General features: G+C 69.4%; 12 protein-coding genes and 2 tRNA genes. 9 read left to right on the forward strand and 5 right to left on the reverse strand.

Going from position 1 to position 17,213, the window contains the following annotated elements; genetic code table 11:
- The first annotated feature begins 170 nt into the window (after positions 1–170).
- The 9 genes from JOD31_RS17670 (at position 171) to JOD31_RS17710 (ending at position 10,484) form a co-directional block, all read left to right on the forward strand.
- Positions 171–1,649, forward strand: coding sequence for an NAD(P)H-hydrate dehydratase (locus JOD31_RS17670; RefSeq protein ID WP_246482568.1), 1,479 nt, complete (start codon positions 171–173; stop codon positions 1,647–1,649).
- A gap of 118 nt (positions 1,650–1,767) precedes the next feature.
- Positions 1,768–1,852: transfer RNA gene (locus JOD31_RS17675), tRNA-Leu, on the forward strand.
- A 102-nt stretch (positions 1,853–1,954) separates the two neighbouring features.
- A complete protein-coding gene (gene tig / locus JOD31_RS17680) occupies positions 1,955–3,331 on the forward strand; it encodes a trigger factor (protein WP_204951750.1) in 1,377 nt (458 codons plus the stop codon).
- A gap of 90 nt (positions 3,332–3,421) precedes the next feature.
- Positions 3,422–4,063, forward strand: a complete 642-nt coding sequence (locus tag JOD31_RS17685; RefSeq protein WP_204951751.1) for an ATP-dependent Clp protease proteolytic subunit — start codon at positions 3,422–3,424, stop codon at positions 4,061–4,063.
- A gap of 211 nt (positions 4,064–4,274) precedes the next feature.
- A complete protein-coding gene (clpX, locus tag JOD31_RS17690) occupies positions 4,275–5,540 on the forward strand; it encodes an ATP-dependent Clp protease ATP-binding subunit ClpX (RefSeq protein ID WP_024816355.1) in 1,266 nt (421 codons plus the stop codon).
- Between the two features lie 372 nt (positions 5,541–5,912).
- Positions 5,913–8,339, forward strand: coding sequence for an endopeptidase La (lon, locus tag JOD31_RS17695; protein ID WP_204951752.1), 2,427 nt, complete (start codon positions 5,913–5,915; stop codon positions 8,337–8,339).
- A gap of 110 nt (positions 8,340–8,449) precedes the next feature.
- On the forward strand, positions 8,450–8,842 hold the full coding sequence (locus JOD31_RS17700) for an HU family DNA-binding protein (RefSeq protein WP_271206212.1): 393 nt from the start codon (positions 8,450–8,452) through the stop codon (positions 8,840–8,842).
- Between the two features lie 128 nt (positions 8,843–8,970).
- Positions 8,971–9,046, forward strand: a tRNA-Val gene (locus tag JOD31_RS17705).
- A 73-nt stretch (positions 9,047–9,119) separates the two neighbouring features.
- On the forward strand, positions 9,120–10,484 hold the full coding sequence (locus tag JOD31_RS17710; RefSeq protein WP_271206211.1) for a glutamate--tRNA ligase: 1,365 nt from the start codon (positions 9,120–9,122) through the stop codon (positions 10,482–10,484).
- Between the two features lie 25 nt (positions 10,485–10,509).
- Here JOD31_RS17710 and JOD31_RS17715 read toward each other — a convergent pair whose 3' ends face one another.
- The 5 genes from JOD31_RS17715 to JOD31_RS17735 form a co-directional block, all read right to left on the reverse strand.
- Positions 10,510–12,324 (reverse strand): aminopeptidase P family protein, encoded by a 1,815-nt coding sequence (locus tag JOD31_RS17715; protein ID WP_204951753.1) that lies wholly within the window; start codon positions 12,322–12,324, stop codon positions 10,510–10,512.
- A 58-nt stretch (positions 12,325–12,382) separates the two neighbouring features.
- Positions 12,383–12,700, reverse strand: coding sequence for a hypothetical protein (locus tag JOD31_RS17720; RefSeq protein ID WP_020185452.1), 318 nt, complete (start codon positions 12,698–12,700; stop codon positions 12,383–12,385).
- Positions 12,701–12,746: 46 nt separating this feature from the next.
- Complete coding sequence (locus tag JOD31_RS17725) at positions 12,747–13,619, reverse strand: 50S ribosomal protein L11 methyltransferase (protein ID WP_204951754.1); 873 nt, start codon at positions 13,617–13,619, stop codon at positions 12,747–12,749.
- A 119-nt stretch (positions 13,620–13,738) separates the two neighbouring features.
- Complete coding sequence (locus JOD31_RS17730) at positions 13,739–14,575, reverse strand: SHOCT domain-containing protein (RefSeq protein ID WP_204951755.1); 837 nt, start codon at positions 14,573–14,575, stop codon at positions 13,739–13,741.
- A 59-nt stretch (positions 14,576–14,634) separates the two neighbouring features.
- A complete protein-coding gene (locus JOD31_RS17735) occupies positions 14,635–17,013 on the reverse strand; it encodes an ATP-dependent helicase (RefSeq protein WP_204951756.1) in 2,379 nt (792 codons plus the stop codon).
- Positions 17,014–17,213: the final 200 nt, after the last annotated feature.

A 17,213-nucleotide genomic window follows, 5' to 3' on the forward strand; every position in this document is an offset into this window, starting at 1 on the left:
ACCTCTGCGTCCGCCGACTGTTTGATAGATAGGTCGAGCCCCCGAATTGGCAGCCGCCCGATGTATGATCTAAAAATAGGCAAAATGCTTAATAAAAAGGCGATTAAATCCGCGCCGGCATCGCGTGGCAGCGTGAGAATTGTGCAGAGTCTCCCCGGCGGGGCTCGGTGATGACGCTGGAGCTGCTGTCGACCACGGAGATGGCCGACGCAGACCGCCGTGCGCCCGCCGCCGGCGCGCCGGCGGAGGCGCTGATGGAGGCCGCGGGCCGCGCCGTTGCGGACGCCGCGCTCGATCTCTGGCCGCTCGCCCGCCGCGTCGTCGTCATGGCGGGACCCGGAAACAACGGCGGCGACGGCTACGTCGCGGCGCGCCTGCTGGCCGCGCGCGGCCTTGAGGTCGCGGTCGCGGCGCTCGTTCCGCGCGAGCGGCTAAAGGGCGACGCGGCGGCGGCTGCCGGCCGCTGGGAAGGGCCGGTGGTCCCGCTCGCCGAGGCGGAGTTTTCGGGCGCCGACGTCGTGATCGACGCGCTCTTCGGCGCCGGCCTGTCGCGAGCGCTCGACGGCGCCGCCGCGAACGCGGTCGAGCGGCTCCGCACGGCGGCGGTCCCGACGCTCGCCGTGGACGTGCCGAGCGGCCTCGACGGGGACACGGGGCGACCGGCGGGGCAGGGCGCCGTGGTCCGGGCGGGCGCCACCGTCACCTTCGTCCGCCTCAAGCCGGGCCACGTGCTCTATCCCGGCCGCGCGCTGTGCGGCCGCCTCGTGCTCGCCGACATCGGCATGCCGGAGCGCGTGGTCGAGAGCGTCGGCGCCACCGTGTTCCTCAACCGTCCGGCGCTGTGGCTGGCCGCGCTGCCGCGTCCCGAGCCTGAAGGCCACAAATACGGCCGCGGCCACTGCGTGGTGTGGACCGGCCCCGAATTCGCGACCGGCGCGGCACGGCTGTCGGCGGTCGCGGCGCTGAGGGCGGGAGCGGGCGCGGTGACGCTGATCGGCCCGCCCTCCGCGCTCCGAATCCATGCCGCGCACGTCACCGCCGTCATGCTGCGGCCGGCCGACGACGCCGCTGGATTCGCCGCCGCGGTCGCCCTGCGCCGGACCGACGCGGCGGTCGTGGGGCCTGGGGCGGGCGAGGGCGTGGAGGAAATCGTCCGCCGGGCGCTCGATCTCGCCGGTGCGGTCGTGCTCGACGCCGACGCCCTCACCGCCTTTGCGGGGCGGCCCGAAGACCTCGCGGCGGCGATCGCCGCGCGACCCGACCGGCCGGTGGTCGTCACCCCGCACGAGGGCGAGTTTGGCCGGCTGTTCGGCGACGCGGCTCCCTCGGGATCGAAGCTCGAGCGGGCGCGCGAAGCGGCGGTCCGGCTCGGCGCCGTGGTGGCGCTCAAGGGGCCGGACACGGTGGTCGCCTCGCTCGACGGGCGGGCCGCGATCGCCGACAACGCGCCGCCGTACCTCGCCACCGCCGGCGCCGGCGACGTGCTCGCGGGGATCGCGGCCGGCCTGCTCGCACAGCGCACGCCCGCCTTCGAGGCGGCGGCGGCGGCGGTCTGGATCCACGGCGAGGCGGCCAAGGCGATCGGCCGCGGGCTCATCGCCGACGATCTGCCGGGAGCGCTGCCGGCCGTCCTTGCGGCGCTAGACTGATCAGGCTGTGGGGGAAGGGCGACGCGCGCATGTCAGTTTTTTGCTGCGCGCGGCCTCGGCCATGATATAGAGCGTCCGCTTTCGCGCCGGTCCCGGCGCGAGGAGCAATGCGCCCGGCGCGGGCGTGGTGGAACTGGTAGACACGCGGGATTTAGGTTCCCGTGGCGCAAGCCGTGGGGGTTCGAGCCCCTCCGCCCGCACCAAGCCTGTGACCGCAAGCCCGCCGCCATCCGAGACACAAGGACCGCGGTCGCGCGCAGCTCGAAAAGCGCGCCGCCCGCGGAGGATTCGAAGAGACCACTCTCATGCAGGTGACGCAAACCCTCGACGAGGGCCTGAAGCGCGAGTTCAAGATCGTCGTGCCGGCGCAGGATCTCGACGCCCGCCTGATCGAGCGGCTCACGAGCCTCAAGGACCGTGTCAACATCAACGGCTTCCGCAAGGGCAAGGTGCCGCTCGCGCACCTCAAGAAGCTCTATGGCAAGTCGGTGATGGCGGAGGTCGTCGAGCAGGCGGTCGCAGACGCCAACCGCAAGATCGTCGACGACAACGGCCTGAAGCTCGCGATGCAGCCGAAGGTCAACTTCCCCGAGGACAAGGACGAGGTCGAGGGCGTGCTCTCGGGCAAGTCCGATCTCTCCCTCGGCGTCGAGCTCGAGGTGCTGCCGACGTTCGAGGTCAAGGACGTCTCGGAGCTCAAGCTCGAGAAGCTCGTGGCCGAGGTCGAGGACGCCGAGGTCGACGAGGCGGTCGAGCGCATCGCCAAGCAGAATCAGTCCTTCACGCCCAAGGGCGAGGGCGAGGCCGCCGCTGACGGCGACCGCGTCACCATCGACTTCGTCGGCACGATCGACGGCGAGGCCTTCGAGGGCGGCTCGGCGACCGACCAGCCGCTCACGATCGGCTCCAACACCTTCATCCCGGGCTTCGAAGAGCAGCTCGTCGGCGTGAAGACCGGCGACGAGACGGTTGTGAAGGTGAGCTTCCCCGAGGCCTACGGCGCGGCGAACCTCGCCGGCAAGGCGGCGGAATTCGCCGTCACGGTGAAGGGAATCGAAGCGCCGGGCGCGCTGTCAATCGACGACGAGCTCGCCAAGGGCATGGGCTTCGAGGACGTCGCCGGCCTCAAGGACGCCGTCCGCACCCAGATCTCGACCGAGTACGCCCGCGTCTCGCGCCAGCGCGTGAAGCGCGAGCTGCTCGACGCGCTCGACGGCCAGTACGATTTCGCGCTGCCGCCCACGCTGGTGGAGCAGGAGTTCGAGAACGTGTGGCGCCAGGTCGAGCAGGATCTCGCCCGCTCCGGCCGCACCTTCGCGGACGAGGAGACCACCGAGGACGAGGCCAAGGCCGAGTACCGCAAGATCGCCGAGCGCCGCGTGCGCCTTGGCCTGGTCCTTGCGGAAATCGGGGAGACGCACGAAGTCAAGGTCACCGACGACGAGGTCACCCGCGCGCTTGTCGAGCGGGCCCGGCAGTTCCCGGGCCAGGAGCAGCAGGTGTGGGACTTCTACCGTCAGCGTCCGGAAGCTCTGGCCGAGCTGCGCGCCCCGATCTTCGAGGATAAGGTCGTCGACCTGGTGCTCGAGAAGGCGTCGGTCGCCGAGCGCAAGGTCGGCAAGGACGAGCTCCTCGCCGAGCCGGACGCGGACGAGACGAAGACCGACCAGCCGTCGGCTTGACGCAGGCGCCGCAAGCGGCGTCGATAGGGCGTCCGGCCGCGCTGATTTGCGTGGCCGGCGACCGGCCCCAGTGAGGAAGAGACTTCAGAGATGCGCGATTTTCAGGATCTGACGACGAACTTCCTCATCCCGATGGTGATCGAGCAGACCAACCGCGGCGAGCGGTCGTTCGACATCTACTCCCGCCTGCTCAAAGAGCGCATCATCTTCCTTTCCGGCCCCTTCAACGACGACATGGCGGCGGTGATCTGCGCCCAGCTGCTGTTTCTCGAGGCCGAGAATCCGAAGAAGGAGATCGCGCTCTACATCAATTCGCCGGGAGGCGTCGTCACCTCCGGCCTCGCGATCTACGACACCATGCAGTACATCCGGCCCGCGGTCGCGACCCTCTGCATGGGCCAGGCCGCCTCGATGGGCTCGTTCATCCTGATGGCCGGCGAGCAGGGCATGCGCGCCGCGCTGCCGAACGCCCGCATCCTCGTGCACCAGCCGTCGGGCGGCTTCCAGGGCCAGGCCTCGGACATCGAGCGCCACGCCGAGGACATCGTGAAGATCAAGCGTCGGCTGAACGAGATCTACGTCAAGCACACCGGCCGCTCCTACGAGGAGATCGAGCGCACGCTCGACCGCGACACCATGCTGTCGGCGGAGCAGGCGCGCGACTTCGGGCTGATCGATCAGGTGTTCGAGAAGCGCCAGGTCGAGGGCGAGCCGGATCCGAAGCCGGCGTGACCCTAAAGGCGCGGGCGGGCCGCAACCGAGACGCCGGGCGCGTGTGCGGTTGCGGCGCCGCCGCATGAAGCTATCATAACGATCTGCGTTGCGTCGCGGCGTGACCGTGCCTACGTGACGGCGCCGATTGATTAAGCCCGATCGACGTATGACATTCCGATGAAGCAGCGCGGCGACGGGACGCTGCTTGGGACCCGAAAGGGGTAAGATGATGAGCAAGGTCGGCGGCGGCGACGCCAAGAACACCCTCTACTGCTCCTTCTGCGGCAAAAGCCAGCACGAGGTGCGCAAGCTCATCGCAGGCCCGACCGTGTTCATCTGCGACGAGTGCGTCGAGCTGTGCATGGACATCATCCGCGAGGAGAACAAATCCTCGCTGGTGAAGTCGCGCGACGGCATTCCGACGCCGAAGGAGATCCGCAAGGTCCTCGACGACTACGTCATCGGGCAGGACCACGCGAAGAAGGTCCTCTCGGTCGCGGTCCACAACCACTACAAGCGCCTGAACCACGCGACGAAGCACAACGACGTCGAGCTGGCGAAGTCCAACATCCTGCTGATCGGCCCCACCGGCTGCGGCAAGACGCTGCTCGCCCAGACGCTCGCGCGCATCCTCGACGTGCCGTTCACGATGGCGGACGCGACGACCCTCACCGAGGCCGGCTACGTCGGCGAGGACGTCGAGAACATCATCCTCAAGCTGCTGCAGTCGGCCGACTACAACGTCGAGCGCGCCCAGCGCGGCATTGTCTACATCGACGAGATCGACAAGATCAGCCGCAAGTCGGACAACCCCTCGATCACCCGCGACGTGTCGGGCGAGGGCGTCCAGCAGGCGCTGCTGAAGATCATGGAAGGCACCGTGGCGAGCGTCCCGCCCCAGGGCGGCCGCAAGCACCCGCAGCAGGAGTTCCTGCAGGTCGACACGACGAACATCCTGTTCATCTGCGGCGGCGCGTTCGCAGGGCTCGACAAGATCATCTCGGCCAAGGGGCAGGGCACCTCGATCGGCTTCGGCGCCAAGGTGAAGTCGGTCGACGACCGCAAGACCGGCGAGATCTTCCGCCACGTCGAGCCTGAGGACCTGCTGAAGTTCGGCCTGATCCCGGAGTTCGTCGGCCGTCTGCCGGTGCTCGCCACGCTCGAGGACCTCGATGAGGCCGCGCTGAAGACGATCCTGACCGAGCCCAAGAACGCGCTGGTCAAGCAGTACCAGCGGCTGTTCGAGATGGAGAACGTCGAACTGGCCTTCAACGAGGAGGCCCTGACGGCGATCGCCAAGAAGGCCATCGAGCGCAAGACCGGCGCCCGCGGCCTGCGCTCGATCATGGAGCAGATCCTGCTCGACACGATGTTCGACCTCCCCGGCCTTGAGGGCGTCGAGCAGGTGGTGATCTCGGGCGACGTCGCCGACGGCAAGGGCCGTCCGCTGTACATCTATGCCGACCGCGCGAGCGAGGCCGGCGTCAGCGCCTGACGCCGACGACGCGACATCGCTTCGAACGTGAAACGACGCCCGCGGCCCACGCCGCGGGCGTCATCGTTTTTGCAGGCCGCAGAACGGTGTTACCAGCCATCCGCCGCCGCGGACCACGCCTGCTACGCCATCCGCCGGTGGTGCGGCGCAATATTGGCGTCGCCGGTCATGTGTCCCATTCTTGACACCCCCCAAGGCGAGGGCCACCTAATCCTCAACTAGGCGTGCACAGACCCCTCTCCCCTGCGCGCTTCCCCTTGGGCGGTCGCCCCGCGAGGCCTTAGGCTCGCACCTGACGACCGCGCCGAATCGTGGCTCCGCCGTGACGCGCTCCCAAGGCGTCCGGCGCGGGCCGGTGACAAGGACCAGACGATGACCACTGCCAAATCGCGCGCGCCTGCCGACACCGGCGGCGCCGACGTCCATCCGGTGCTGCCGCTTCGCGACATCGTGGTCTTCCCCCACATGATCGTGCCCCTGTTCGTGGGCCGCGAGAAATCCATCCGCGCCCTCGAGGAGGTCATGAAGGCGGATCGCCCGATCCTGCTCGCGACCCAGAAGAACGCGACGGACGACGATCCGGCGGCCGACGGCATCTATGAGGTCGGCACGCTCGCCTCCGTGCTTCAACTGCTCAAGCTCCCGGACGGCACCGTCAAGGTGCTGGTCGAGGGCCAGTCGCGCGCCCGCGTCGTCGGCTACACCGACCGCACGGACTATTTCGAGGCGCGCGTCCAGCCGATCGAGGACGAGATCGGCGATCCGGTCGAGGTCGAGGCGCTGGCGCGCTCCGTGACCGCGGACTTCGACAACTACGTGAAGCTCAACAAGAAGGTCTCTCCGGAGGTCGTCGGGGCCGTCACGCAGATCGAGGAGGCGTCCAAGCTCGCCGACACCGTCGCCTCGCATCTCGCGGTCAAGATCCCCGAGAAGCAGGCGGTGCTGGAGCTGGTCGACGTTTTCCAGCGGCTCGAGAAGGTGCTGTCGCTCATGGAGAGCGAAGTCTCGGTGCTGCAGGTCGAGAAGCGCATCCGCACGCGCGTCAAGCGCCAGATGGAGAAGACCCAGCGCGAGTACTACCTGAACGAGCAGATGAAGGCGATCCAGAAGGAGCTCGGCGACGACGACGGCCGGGACGATCTGGGCGAGCTCGAGGAGCGCATCGCCAAGACCAAGCTCTCGAAGGAAGCGCGCGAGAAGGCCGACGCCGAGTTCAAGAAGCTGCGGCAGATGAGCCCGATGTCGGCGGAAGCCACCGTCGTGCGCAACTACCTCGACTGGCTGTTGTCGATCCCGTGGGGCGTCAAGAGCCGCGTCAAGAAGGACCTGCCTGCGGCCGAGAAGCTGCTCGAGTCCGAGCACTTCGGGCTTGAGAAGGTCAAGGAGCGCATCGTCGAGTACCTCGCCGTGCAGAGCCGCGCCAACAAGCTGACCGGCCCGATCCTGTGCCTGGTCGGCCCTCCCGGCGTCGGCAAGACCTCGCTCGCCAAGTCCATCGCCAAGGCGACGGGGCGCGAGTACGTGCGCATGTCGCTCGGCGGCGTGCGGGACGAGGCGGAGATCCGCGGTCATCGCCGGACCTACATCGGCTCGATGCCCGGCAAGGTCATCCAGTCGATGAAGAAGGCGAAGAAGGCGAACCCGCTCTTCCTGCTCGACGAGATCGACAAGATGGGCATGGACTTCCGGGGCGACCCGGCGTCCGCGCTGCTGGAGGTGCTCGATCCCGAGCAGAACGCCTCGTTCAACGACCACTACCTCGAGGTCGACTACGACCTGTCGAGCGTGATGTTCGTGACGACGGCGAACACGCTGAACATCCCGCCGGCCCTGATGGACCGGATGGAGGTGATCCGCATCGCCGGCTACACCGAGGAGGAGAAGGTCGAGATCGCCCGGCGGCATCTGCTGCCCGAGATCTTCACCAAGCACGGCCTCGGCGCGAAGGAGTTCTCCGTCGACGACGCGGCGCTGCTCGCGGTCATCCGGCACTACACGCGGGAAGCCGGCGTCCGCAATCTTGAGCGCGAACTGTCCAACCTCGCTCGCAAGGCGGTGAAGGAGCTGGTGCTCGCCAAGAAGCAGAAGTCGGTCAAGGTCACGGACGCCAACCTCGCGGACTACCTCGGCGTGCAGCGCTACCGCTACGGCGAGGCGGAGACCGAGGACCAGGTCGGCGTGGTCACGGGTCTCGCCTGGACGGAGGTCGGCGGCGAGTTGCTGACGATCGAAGGCGTGATGATGCCCGGCAAGGGCCGCATGACGGTGACCGGCAACCTGAAGGACGTGATGAAGGAGTCGATCTCGGCCGCGGCGTCCTACGTCCGCAGTCGCGCCGTCGACTTCGGCGTGGAGCCTCCGATGTTCGACAAGCGGGACATCCACGTGCACGTGCCGGAGGGCGCGACCCCAAAGGACGGTCCTTCGGCCGGCGTCGCGATGGCGACCGCCATCGTGTCGATCATGACGGGCATCCCGGTCCGCAAGGACATCGCGATGACCGGCGAGATCACGCTGCGCGGCCGCGTGCTGCCGATCGGCGGGCTCAAGGAGAAGCTGCTCGCGGCGCTCCGCGGCGGCATCAAGACGGTGCTGATCCCCGAGGAGAACGCCAAGGATCTGGCGGACATCCCCGACAGCGTGAAGAGCCGGCTTGAGATCGTCCCCGTTCGCTTCGTCGACGAGGCGCTGAGCCGCGCTCTGCTGCGCAAGCCTGAGCCGATCGAATGGGACGAGCCGGTGACCCCTCCGCCGGCGCACCCCGTCGAGGACGATTCGGCGGGCATGCGGGCCCACTGAAGCCTACTGCGCCGGCCGTCTCAACGCGGGACGGCCGGCGTGGACTTTTCGCGCGGGTCCGGAATAGGGTACCCCTTTTGGGGCGTTATATCGGTCGAAACGCGTAGAAAATGACGGAAAACGGCGCGTCCGTCCTTGCAGCCACTGCCATTTTCGGAAAGTGTGCGCGGGCTCGTTCAACGGAACGCGCCAAAGGCGCGATTCCCGACGTGTTCATGGAGGGAACGATGAACAAATCCGATCTGATCGCCGAAGTTGCAGAGACGTCCGGCCTGACCAAGCTCGACGCCGCCAAGGCCGTCGACGCGACGTTCGACGCGGTGATCGCTGCTCTCAAGAAGGGCGAAGAGGTCCGTCTCGTGGGCTTCGGCACCTTCGCGGTGGTGAAGCGCGCCGCCGGCGTCGGCCGCAATCTCCGCACCGGCGAAACCATCAAGATCCCGGAGTCCAAGACGCCGAAGTTCAAGGCCGGCCAGGCCCTGAAGGACGCCGTCAACGCCTGACGCGGATCGTCGGCGCGGACGATCTTTCCGGCTTCGTCCGGAAAGAGGCGTCCCGCCGACGCCCGTCATACTGCCCGGCCGAACCAGCCGCTTCCCGCACGGGAGCGGCGTTTCCATATCCGGCCGGAGGGCGGTTAGCTCAGTTGGTAGAGCATCTCGTTTACACCGAGAGGGTCGGCGGTTCGAGCCCGTCACCGCCCACCAGTTTCCGGCTTCGAGCGATCCCGCGCGACCGGGCGCGGCGCCGGAAGACCGTTGAGCCCGGAGATCTTTCCCCGTGACTGCGACACGCGCTCCGGACGTGCTGCGCTTCGCGCCTTCGCCGACAGGGCGCCTTCATCTCGGCAACGCCCGCACGCTGCTGCTCAACGCTCTGACCGCGCGCAAGCGGGGCGGGCGCTTCGTGCTTCGGCTGGACGACACCGATCGCGCCCGCGTGCGTGAGGAGTATGCCGAGGCCATCCGCGAGGATCTGGCCTGGCTTGGTCTCGCCCCGGACGTCGAGGTGCGCCAGTCCGACCGCGACGCGCTCTACCAAGCCGCCTTCGCGCGCCTGCAGGCCGCCGGCCGCGTCTATCCCGCCTATGAGACCGAGGAAGAGCTCGACCGCGCGCGTCGGCTTGCCCGCGCCTCGGGACGTCCGCCGGTCTACGACCGGGCCGCACTTCGGCTGACGGACGCAAAACGCGCCGCCTACCTCGCCGAGGGCCGCGCGCCGCATTGGCGCTTCCGGCTGTCCGATGGCCGCATCGGCTGGGACGATGGCGTCCGAGGGCGGCAGGAGATCGATCTCGGAAGCCTGTCCGACCCGGTCGTCAGGCGCGACGACGGCTCCTTTCTCTATGTCTTCACCAGCGTGGTCGACGACGTCGATCTCCAGGTGACGGAAGTGGTGCGCGGCGAGGACCACGTCGCCAACACCGCGGTGCAGATCGACATGTTCACAGCGCTCGGCGCCGCGCCGCCGGCCTTCGCGCACCACAATCTGCTGACGGCCGCCGACGGCGCCGGTCTGTCGAAGCGCGAGGGCAGCCTGTCGCTCGGCGCGCTGCGCGAGCGCGGCGTCGAGGCGCTGGCGGTGGCGGCCTATGTCGCGCTGATCGGCTCGGCCGAAGCCGTGCGGCCGATCGCGGACCTCGACGCGCTGGCGGCGCTCGTCGATCTGAAGCGGCTGTCGCGGGCGCCGGCCCGGATCGACGAGGACGACCTTCAGGCCCTTTCGGCCAGAACCCTGCATGGCTTGGACCACGCTGCGGTCTCTTCCCGTCTTCTGGCGCTCGGCGTCGGGGGCGGCGCGGCCTTCTGGGAGGCGGTTCGCGGCAATCTCGCCCGGCTCGACGAAGCGCTCGACTGGTGGCGGATCGCGACCGCGCCGCTGCCCGCGACCGCGGAGCGTCCTTCCGGAGACGACGCGAGCTTCCTTGCCGAAGCGCTGCGGGCCTTGCCCCCAGAGCCCTGGGACGAGACGACCTGGAAGAGCTGGACCGCGGCGCTCGGCGCCGCCACCGGCCGGAAGGGCCGGGCCCTGTTCGCGCCGCTCCGCCTCGCGCTGACCGGCTGGCCGCATGGGCCGGAGCTCGCGAAGCTGCTGCCCTTCATCGGACGCAAGCGCGCCGCCGAGCGCCTGACGCCGCGCGGCTGAGGGCGGTCTGGTCTGGGAAGCCGCCTTACAGCGGCGCGCAGGTGGCCTCGAGCCACGCCGCTGTCGCCGGATCGACCAGACGGCCGATCTCCGCCAGCACCCGCGCGTGATAGGCGTCGAGCCACGCGCGCTCCTCCGCCGTCAGCAGCTCGGAGACGATCGCGCGGCGGTCGATCGGCGCCAGCGTCAGGGTTTCGAAGCCGTACATCTCGCGCTCGGCGCCGGGGATCCGCCGGCGCTCGACCAGCACCAGCGTCTCGGTGCGGATGCCGTAATGGCCTTCCTTGTAGTAGCCGGGCTCGTTGGAGAGGATCATGCCGGGTTCGAGCGGCGTGGTCCCGAGCTTCGAGATGCGCTGCGGACCCTCGTGCACCGACAGGTAGGACCCGACGCCATGGCCGACGCCATGGTCGAAGTCGAGGCCGGCCTCCCACAGCGGGCGCCGCGCGTAGGCGTCGATCTGCGCGCCGGAGACCCCCTTTGGGAACACGGCGGTCGAGATCGCGATGTGGCCCTTCAGGACGCGCGTGAACCGGTCCTTCATCTCGTCGCTGGCTTGGCCGATCACCACGGTGCGCGTGACGTCGGTGGTGCCGTCCTCGTACTGGGCGCCGCTGTCGATCAGAAAGTAACCCGGAGTTAACCGCGCGTTGCTCGCGCGCGTCACTCGGTAATGCGGCAAGGCCGCGTTTTGACCGGCGGCCGAGATCGACGGGAACGACACGTCGCGCAGCAGGCCGGTCTCGCGCCGGAAGCTCTCCAGCGCCTCGGCCGAGCCGATTTCGTCCAGCGTCCCCTTGGGCGCCTCGGCGTCGAGCCAGGCGAGGAAGCGGCAGAGCGCCGCCCCGTCGCGCAGATGCGCGGCCCGCGCGCCGTCGATTTCGACCGGATTTTTCACCGCCTTGAGCTTGGCGATCGGGTCCGCGCCGCGCTGCAGCCGGGCGCCGCCTGCCTCCAGCCTGCGGGCGAAGGCGGCGGCGACGCCTGAGGCGTCCACCCGCACGGTCTTGCCCGACAAGCGACCGAGCGCGGCGTCCAGCGCGGCGGGCTCGGCGAGCTCCGCGTTCGCTTCAAGATCCGCCCGCACCGCGTTGGAAAGCTTGCGCCCGTCGAGGAACACCGTGGCCCGACCCTCGGCCGGAATGATCGCGAATCCGAGCGGCAGCGGCGTGTGCGCGACGTCGGAGCCGCGGATGTTGAACGCCCAGGCCAGCGCATGAGCGTCCGTCACCAGCAGCGCGTCGGCGCGCGCCCTGGCGAGTTCGTCGACGATCCGACCGAGCTTGCTGTCCACCGTTTCGCCGGCGAAGGCCGGGTCGTGCGGAACGACCGGCGTCAGCGGCGGGGCCGGCCGGTCGCTCCAGATCGCGTCGACCGGGTTCGTCTCGACCGCGACCAGAGCCGCGCCGGCGTGGTCGGCGGCCTTCTCCAGCCGCTCGATGCCCTCGAGCGTGTGGAGCATCGGGTCGTAGCCGACGCGCGCGCCGGCCTTGAGGTTGCGCTTCAGCCACTCCGTCGGCGGCGTGTCTCCCACATTTACCGGCGTGAAGCAGGACGCGTCGACCTGCGTCCGCGCCTGCACGGTGTAGCGCCCGTCCACGAACAGCGCGGCGCGGTCGGCGAGCACGACGACGAAACCGTAGGAGCCGGTGAAGCCCGTGAGCCAGGCCACGCGCTCGGCGGAAGGCGGCAGGTACTCGTTCTGGTGCTCGTCCGCCCGCGGCAGCAGGAAACCGTCAAGCGTCAGCGTCGCGAGCCTCGCCCGAAGCGCGGCGAGCCGCGGCGCGCCCTGGGACGGGTCGGAGGTCTCGTCGAAGGACTGGAACTTCGCTTCGAACATCAGATCTGTTCCGTAAACATCGCACGCGCGTGACCGACGACAGCGGAGCCGCCGACGATCAAGTCGACCTTATCCGCCGGTACTCGTCCAGGGCGTCCGGATCGATCTCGACCTCGAGGTCGAGATTGTCGGGGTGGGTGTTGGAGCCCCGCTTTTTGACGTCCGAGACCCAGTACACGTCGCCCGTGATCACGTCGAAGCAGTTCCCGCGGGGCACGACGCCCTTCTGCAGCATCAGCCCACGGTAGTAGATCGTCTGGCCGGTCTTCGAGAACTCGACCCAGCCGATCCGGGCCGCGACGCCCTCGATGGTTCCGCTCTTGCTCTCGACGTACATCACGCGGCGTTCCGGACCGCGCTTCGGCTTGGCGCTCATCTCAGGCCTCGAGTCCCACGGCAGTAGCGCAGAGCGAGAGGGCGGATCATGCCTTGAGCATCAGCGTCGACCAGCCTTCGAGCTGGCGCGAGGAGATCAGCCCAAGGCCTTCCGCCGCGTAGGCCGCGAGAACGCGGTCCTCCTCGTGGTTCATCAGGCCCGACAGCACCACGCGGCCATCGGCGGCCAGATGACGCTTCACGTCGGGGGCGAGCTCCACCAGCGGGCCGGCCAGGATGTTCGCGACGATCAGGTCGAACGGGCCGCGCTCCGCGAAGACGGGATGGTCGAAGCTGGTGGCGTGGATGGACTCAACGAAGGCGCCGGCTCCGTTCGCCTCGGCGTTCTCGCCGGCTATGCGCGCGGAGGTCTCGTCGATGTCGGTCGCGAGCACCGGCGCCTGCTGGGCGAGACCGATGGCGATCGCCAGCACGCCGGTGCCGGAGCCGAGGTCGAGCACCCGCTCGAAGCGGCGCTCGGTCAGCAGTTCGTCGATCGCGAGCAGGCAGCCACGCGTGGTGCCGTGGTGGCCGGTGCCGAAGGCCAGAGCAGCTTCGATCTCGATGCCGATCACGTCCGCCGGGATCTTGTCGCGGTCGTGGGAGCCGTGGACCACGAAGCGGCCCGCCGGCACGGGCGCGAGCCCCGCGAGGCTCTTCGCGACCCAGTCGGCCTCCTCGACGGCGTCGGCCTCGATGCGCAGGCCGGCGCTCTCCGGTCCCAGCGCCTCGCGCAGGGCGGACGCCAGCTCCTCGGCGGTCGCGTCCGGGCCGCCGTAGACCTCGACCGTCCAGTCGTCCTTGGTCACCTCGAACGCGGCGATGGAGGCCTCGCCGAACGGGAAGGCCTCCTCCAGCACGTCTGCGACGCGCTTAGCGGTCGCTTCGTCGAGACAGAGGCGGACGAGGGGCGTGGACATGGAGACGAGACCTTCAGCGACGTTGCTCGGGACCTCGACGGCGGGTCCCGGCCTTGAGCGGGGAGCCATAGCCGGTCCGCCCGCGGAGGGGAACCGGTCCGAGCCTCGCCGATGCCGCCTCAGATGCGGGCGAGCAGCTCGATCTTCTTCGCCTGGAACTCGTCCTCAGTGAGCGCGCCCGCGTCCTTGAGCGCCGCGAGCTTGCGGATGAGTTCGATCGGGTCGGCGCTCTCGCCGTTCGGGCGGGGGGCGGGGGCTTGCGGCGTATCGGGTTGCGCCTGCGCCCGAGGAGCTGAGCGGGGCTCCTCCATGAACGTCTGCAAGGCCGCTGGCTGTTGCTGCTGCTGCTGCCAGCCGTCGGACGACCTGGGCGCGGGGTCCGGGGCGGCGGATGTCTGGGCGTCGACCTCCCGAAGGTCATGCACGCCAATCGAGCCGCGGTCGGTGGAGAAGCTCAGGCTGTCGCCGCCGCCCTGCTGCTGGCCGGCGCCGCCGATGTTGTGGTCCCCGGTGTCGTAGATCCGAACCTGCCCGTCGCGCTCGATTGCGAGCCGGCGCGTGGCGGGGAACACCGCGTAGCGCCGTCCGTTCTGGGCGCCGGTGGCGGAGGGCGCCCCGAGCTCCTCGGGCCACCAGTTCGCGAATCCCGCGGAGGATTGGCCGGGGGCGGGCCGCCGGGCCGGGATCGCGCCGCCCGCCATCGCGGCGGCGAGGTCGTCGGCGAGGGCGCCGACCCGCGCCTTCAGGCCGTTGTTGAACATGTCGCCGATCATCAGCATGCCGCCGCGCGACCACTGGCCCATGCCGCCCAGCTCGTAATGGCTGAACTGCGCCATCGCGCCGGCGCCGGCTTCCAGCGCCGCGACCATGGCCTGGCCCGCCTCGGGGCCGAAGCCGTGACGCTGCGCGATCTCCGCGATCACGCGCGTTCCTTCGTCGGTCTGCGACGTCTGCATGATCGGCTTCCTTTGATGCGATCGGGACGTCGCGGGCGAAAAGCGATCGTCGAGGTGAGTTAGGCGGCCTTCACGAAGCTGTCCACCACGCGCTTGTGGCCGGCCTTGTCGAAGGCGACGGTGAGCTTGTTGCCGTCGACCTCGACCACAGTCCCGTTGCCGAACTTCTGGTGGAACACGCGCGCGCCCTTGCCGAAGCCGGCGGACTTCGCGGTGGAGGAGGCGACCAGTTCGCCCTCGATCGTCATCGGCCCGCTGCGGCGCGCGCCGGGGCCGGGGGAGGCGGGGCCGCGGTTTTCCTGCGCGCGGCGCCAGCCGGGCGTGTCGTAGGTCGATTTGAACGGCTCGGCGCGGTCGAAGCGGCTCGCGCCGTAGGACCCGCCCATGCCGCCGCTTCCGCCGCCGAACGTCGCCGGCGCCTCGATCACGTCGACGTCGGCCTCCGGCAACTCGTCGAGGAAGCGCGAGGGGAGCGAGGATTGCCACATGCCGTGGATGCGGCGGTTGGAGGCGAACCACACCTTCGCCCGACGCCGCGCCCGCGTGACGCCGACATAGGCGAGGCGGCGCTCCTCCTCGAGCCCGGCGCGGCCGCTCTCGTCGAGCGAGCGCTGGTGGGGAAAGAGGCCTTCCTCCCAGCCGGGCAGGAACACCGTGTCGTACTCCAGCCCCTTGGCGGCGTGCAGCGTCATGATGGTGACGGCGTCCTCGCCCGGGCCGCGGTCGGCGTCCATGACGAGCGAGACGTGTTCGAGGAAGCCGCGCAGGTTCTCGAACGGCTCCATGGAGCGCACCAGCTCCTTCAAGTTTTCCAGCCGCCCCTGCGCCTCCGCCGAGCGGTCCTTGGTCCACATATCGGTGTAGCCGCTCTCCTCCAGCACCTGCTCGGCGAGCGCGGTGTGGGGGATCTTGTCGATCAGCGCCGACCAGCGGTCGAAGGACTGCACCAGCTCCTTCAGCGTGGAGCGCGGCTTCGGCTTCAGGTCGGGCCCGTCGAGCAGGCGGCGCGCGGCCTCCAGCAGCGGCACCTCCTCGGCGCGCGACAGGTCGACGATCTGCTTCAGCGCCGCATCGCCGAGGCCGCGCTTCGGCGTGTTGTAGATGCGCTCGAAGGCGAGGCCGTCCGCGGGGCTTGCGACCACGCGCAGATAGGCGAGGGCGTCGCGGATCTCGGCGCGTTCGTAGAACCGCGGACCGCCGACGACGCGGTAGGGCAGGCCCAGCGTGATGAAGCGCTCTTCGAACTCGCGCATCTGGAACGAGGCGCGCACGAGGATCGCGATCTCGTCGAGCTTGTGGCCCTTGGTCTGCAGCGACTCGATCTCGTCGCCGATCTGGCGCGCCTCCTCGCCGGAGTCCCAGGCGCCGGCGACGGTGACCTTCTCGCCAAGCTCGGTCTGCGGCCGCAGCGTCTTGCCGAGGCGGCCCTGGTTGTGGGCGATGAGATGGGACGCGGCGTTGAGGATGTGGCCGGTCGAGCGGTAGTTGCGCTCGAGGCGCACGACCTTCGCGCCCGGAAAGTCCTTCTCGAACCGCAGGATGTTCTCGACCTCGGCGCCGCGCCAGCCGTAGATCGACTGGTCGTCGTCGCCGACGCAGGCGAGGTTGGAGGAGCCCTTCGCCAGCAGCCGCAGCCAGAGGTACTGGGCGACGTTGGTGTCCTGGTACTCGTCCACCAGCATGTATTTGAAGCGGCGGTGGTACTGCTCCAGCACGTCGGGGTGCTCCCGGAACAGCCGGATCGGCTCCAGCAGCAGGTCGCCGAAGTCGACCGCGTTCAGCTGGCGCAGCCGCGCCTGATAGATGGCGTAGAGCTCGGCGCCGCGGCCGGCGGCGAAGCTCTGCGCCTCGCCGGCCGGCACGTCCTTCGGCGCAAGCGCCCGGTTCTTCCAGCCGTCGATCGCGAAGGCCAGTTGGCGCGCGGGCCAGCGCTTGTCGTCGATGTTCTCGGCGGACAGCACCTGCTTCAGCAGGCGGATCTGGTCGTCGGTGTCGAGGATGGTGAAGCTCGACGACAGGCCCGCGAGCTCCGCATGGCGGCGCAGGATGCGGGTGCCGATGGAGTGGAAGGTGCCGAGCCACTGCATGCCCTCGGCGGCTTCGCCCAACAGCTTGCCCACGCGCTCGCGCATCTCGCGCGCGGCCTTGTTGGTGAAGGTGACAGACAGGATCTCGAACGGCCGCGCCTTGCCGAGCGCCAGGATGTGCGCGATGCGCGTGGTCAGCACGCGGGTCTTGCCCGTTCCGGCGCCCGCGAGCACCAGCAGCGGGCCGTCGAGCGTCTCGACCGCCTCCCGCTGCTCGGGATTCAGCCCCTGAAAATAATCCGGCGCGGAGGCGGGACGAAGGGCTGCGGCCGCGCGCGCGGCGATGCCCCCGGCGCGGGGCGCGGGCAGCGTCAGGTCGTCGTCCGGATGGCGGGCGTTCTGGTCAGGCAAAGGGTCTGCAGCTCCTGGGGGCGAGGCGCGGCGCGGCGAACGAGCCGCGGCGACTCAATCGCCATAGGAGAACAAAATGGCGCCGTCGGGTCCGGATTGCGAGGGCGCAGGCTCGCCTTGGCCGCCTGCGAGCCTCGCCCGCCCGGCGAACCCCTGGCTCAAAAGAGGTACGAAGAAACCGTCCCGCAATGTTGTCGGTC

The sequence above is a fragment of the Methylopila capsulata genome (assembly GCF_016907975.1).
GTDB classification, from domain to species: Bacteria; Pseudomonadota; Alphaproteobacteria; order Rhizobiales; family Methylopilaceae; genus Methylopila; species Methylopila capsulata.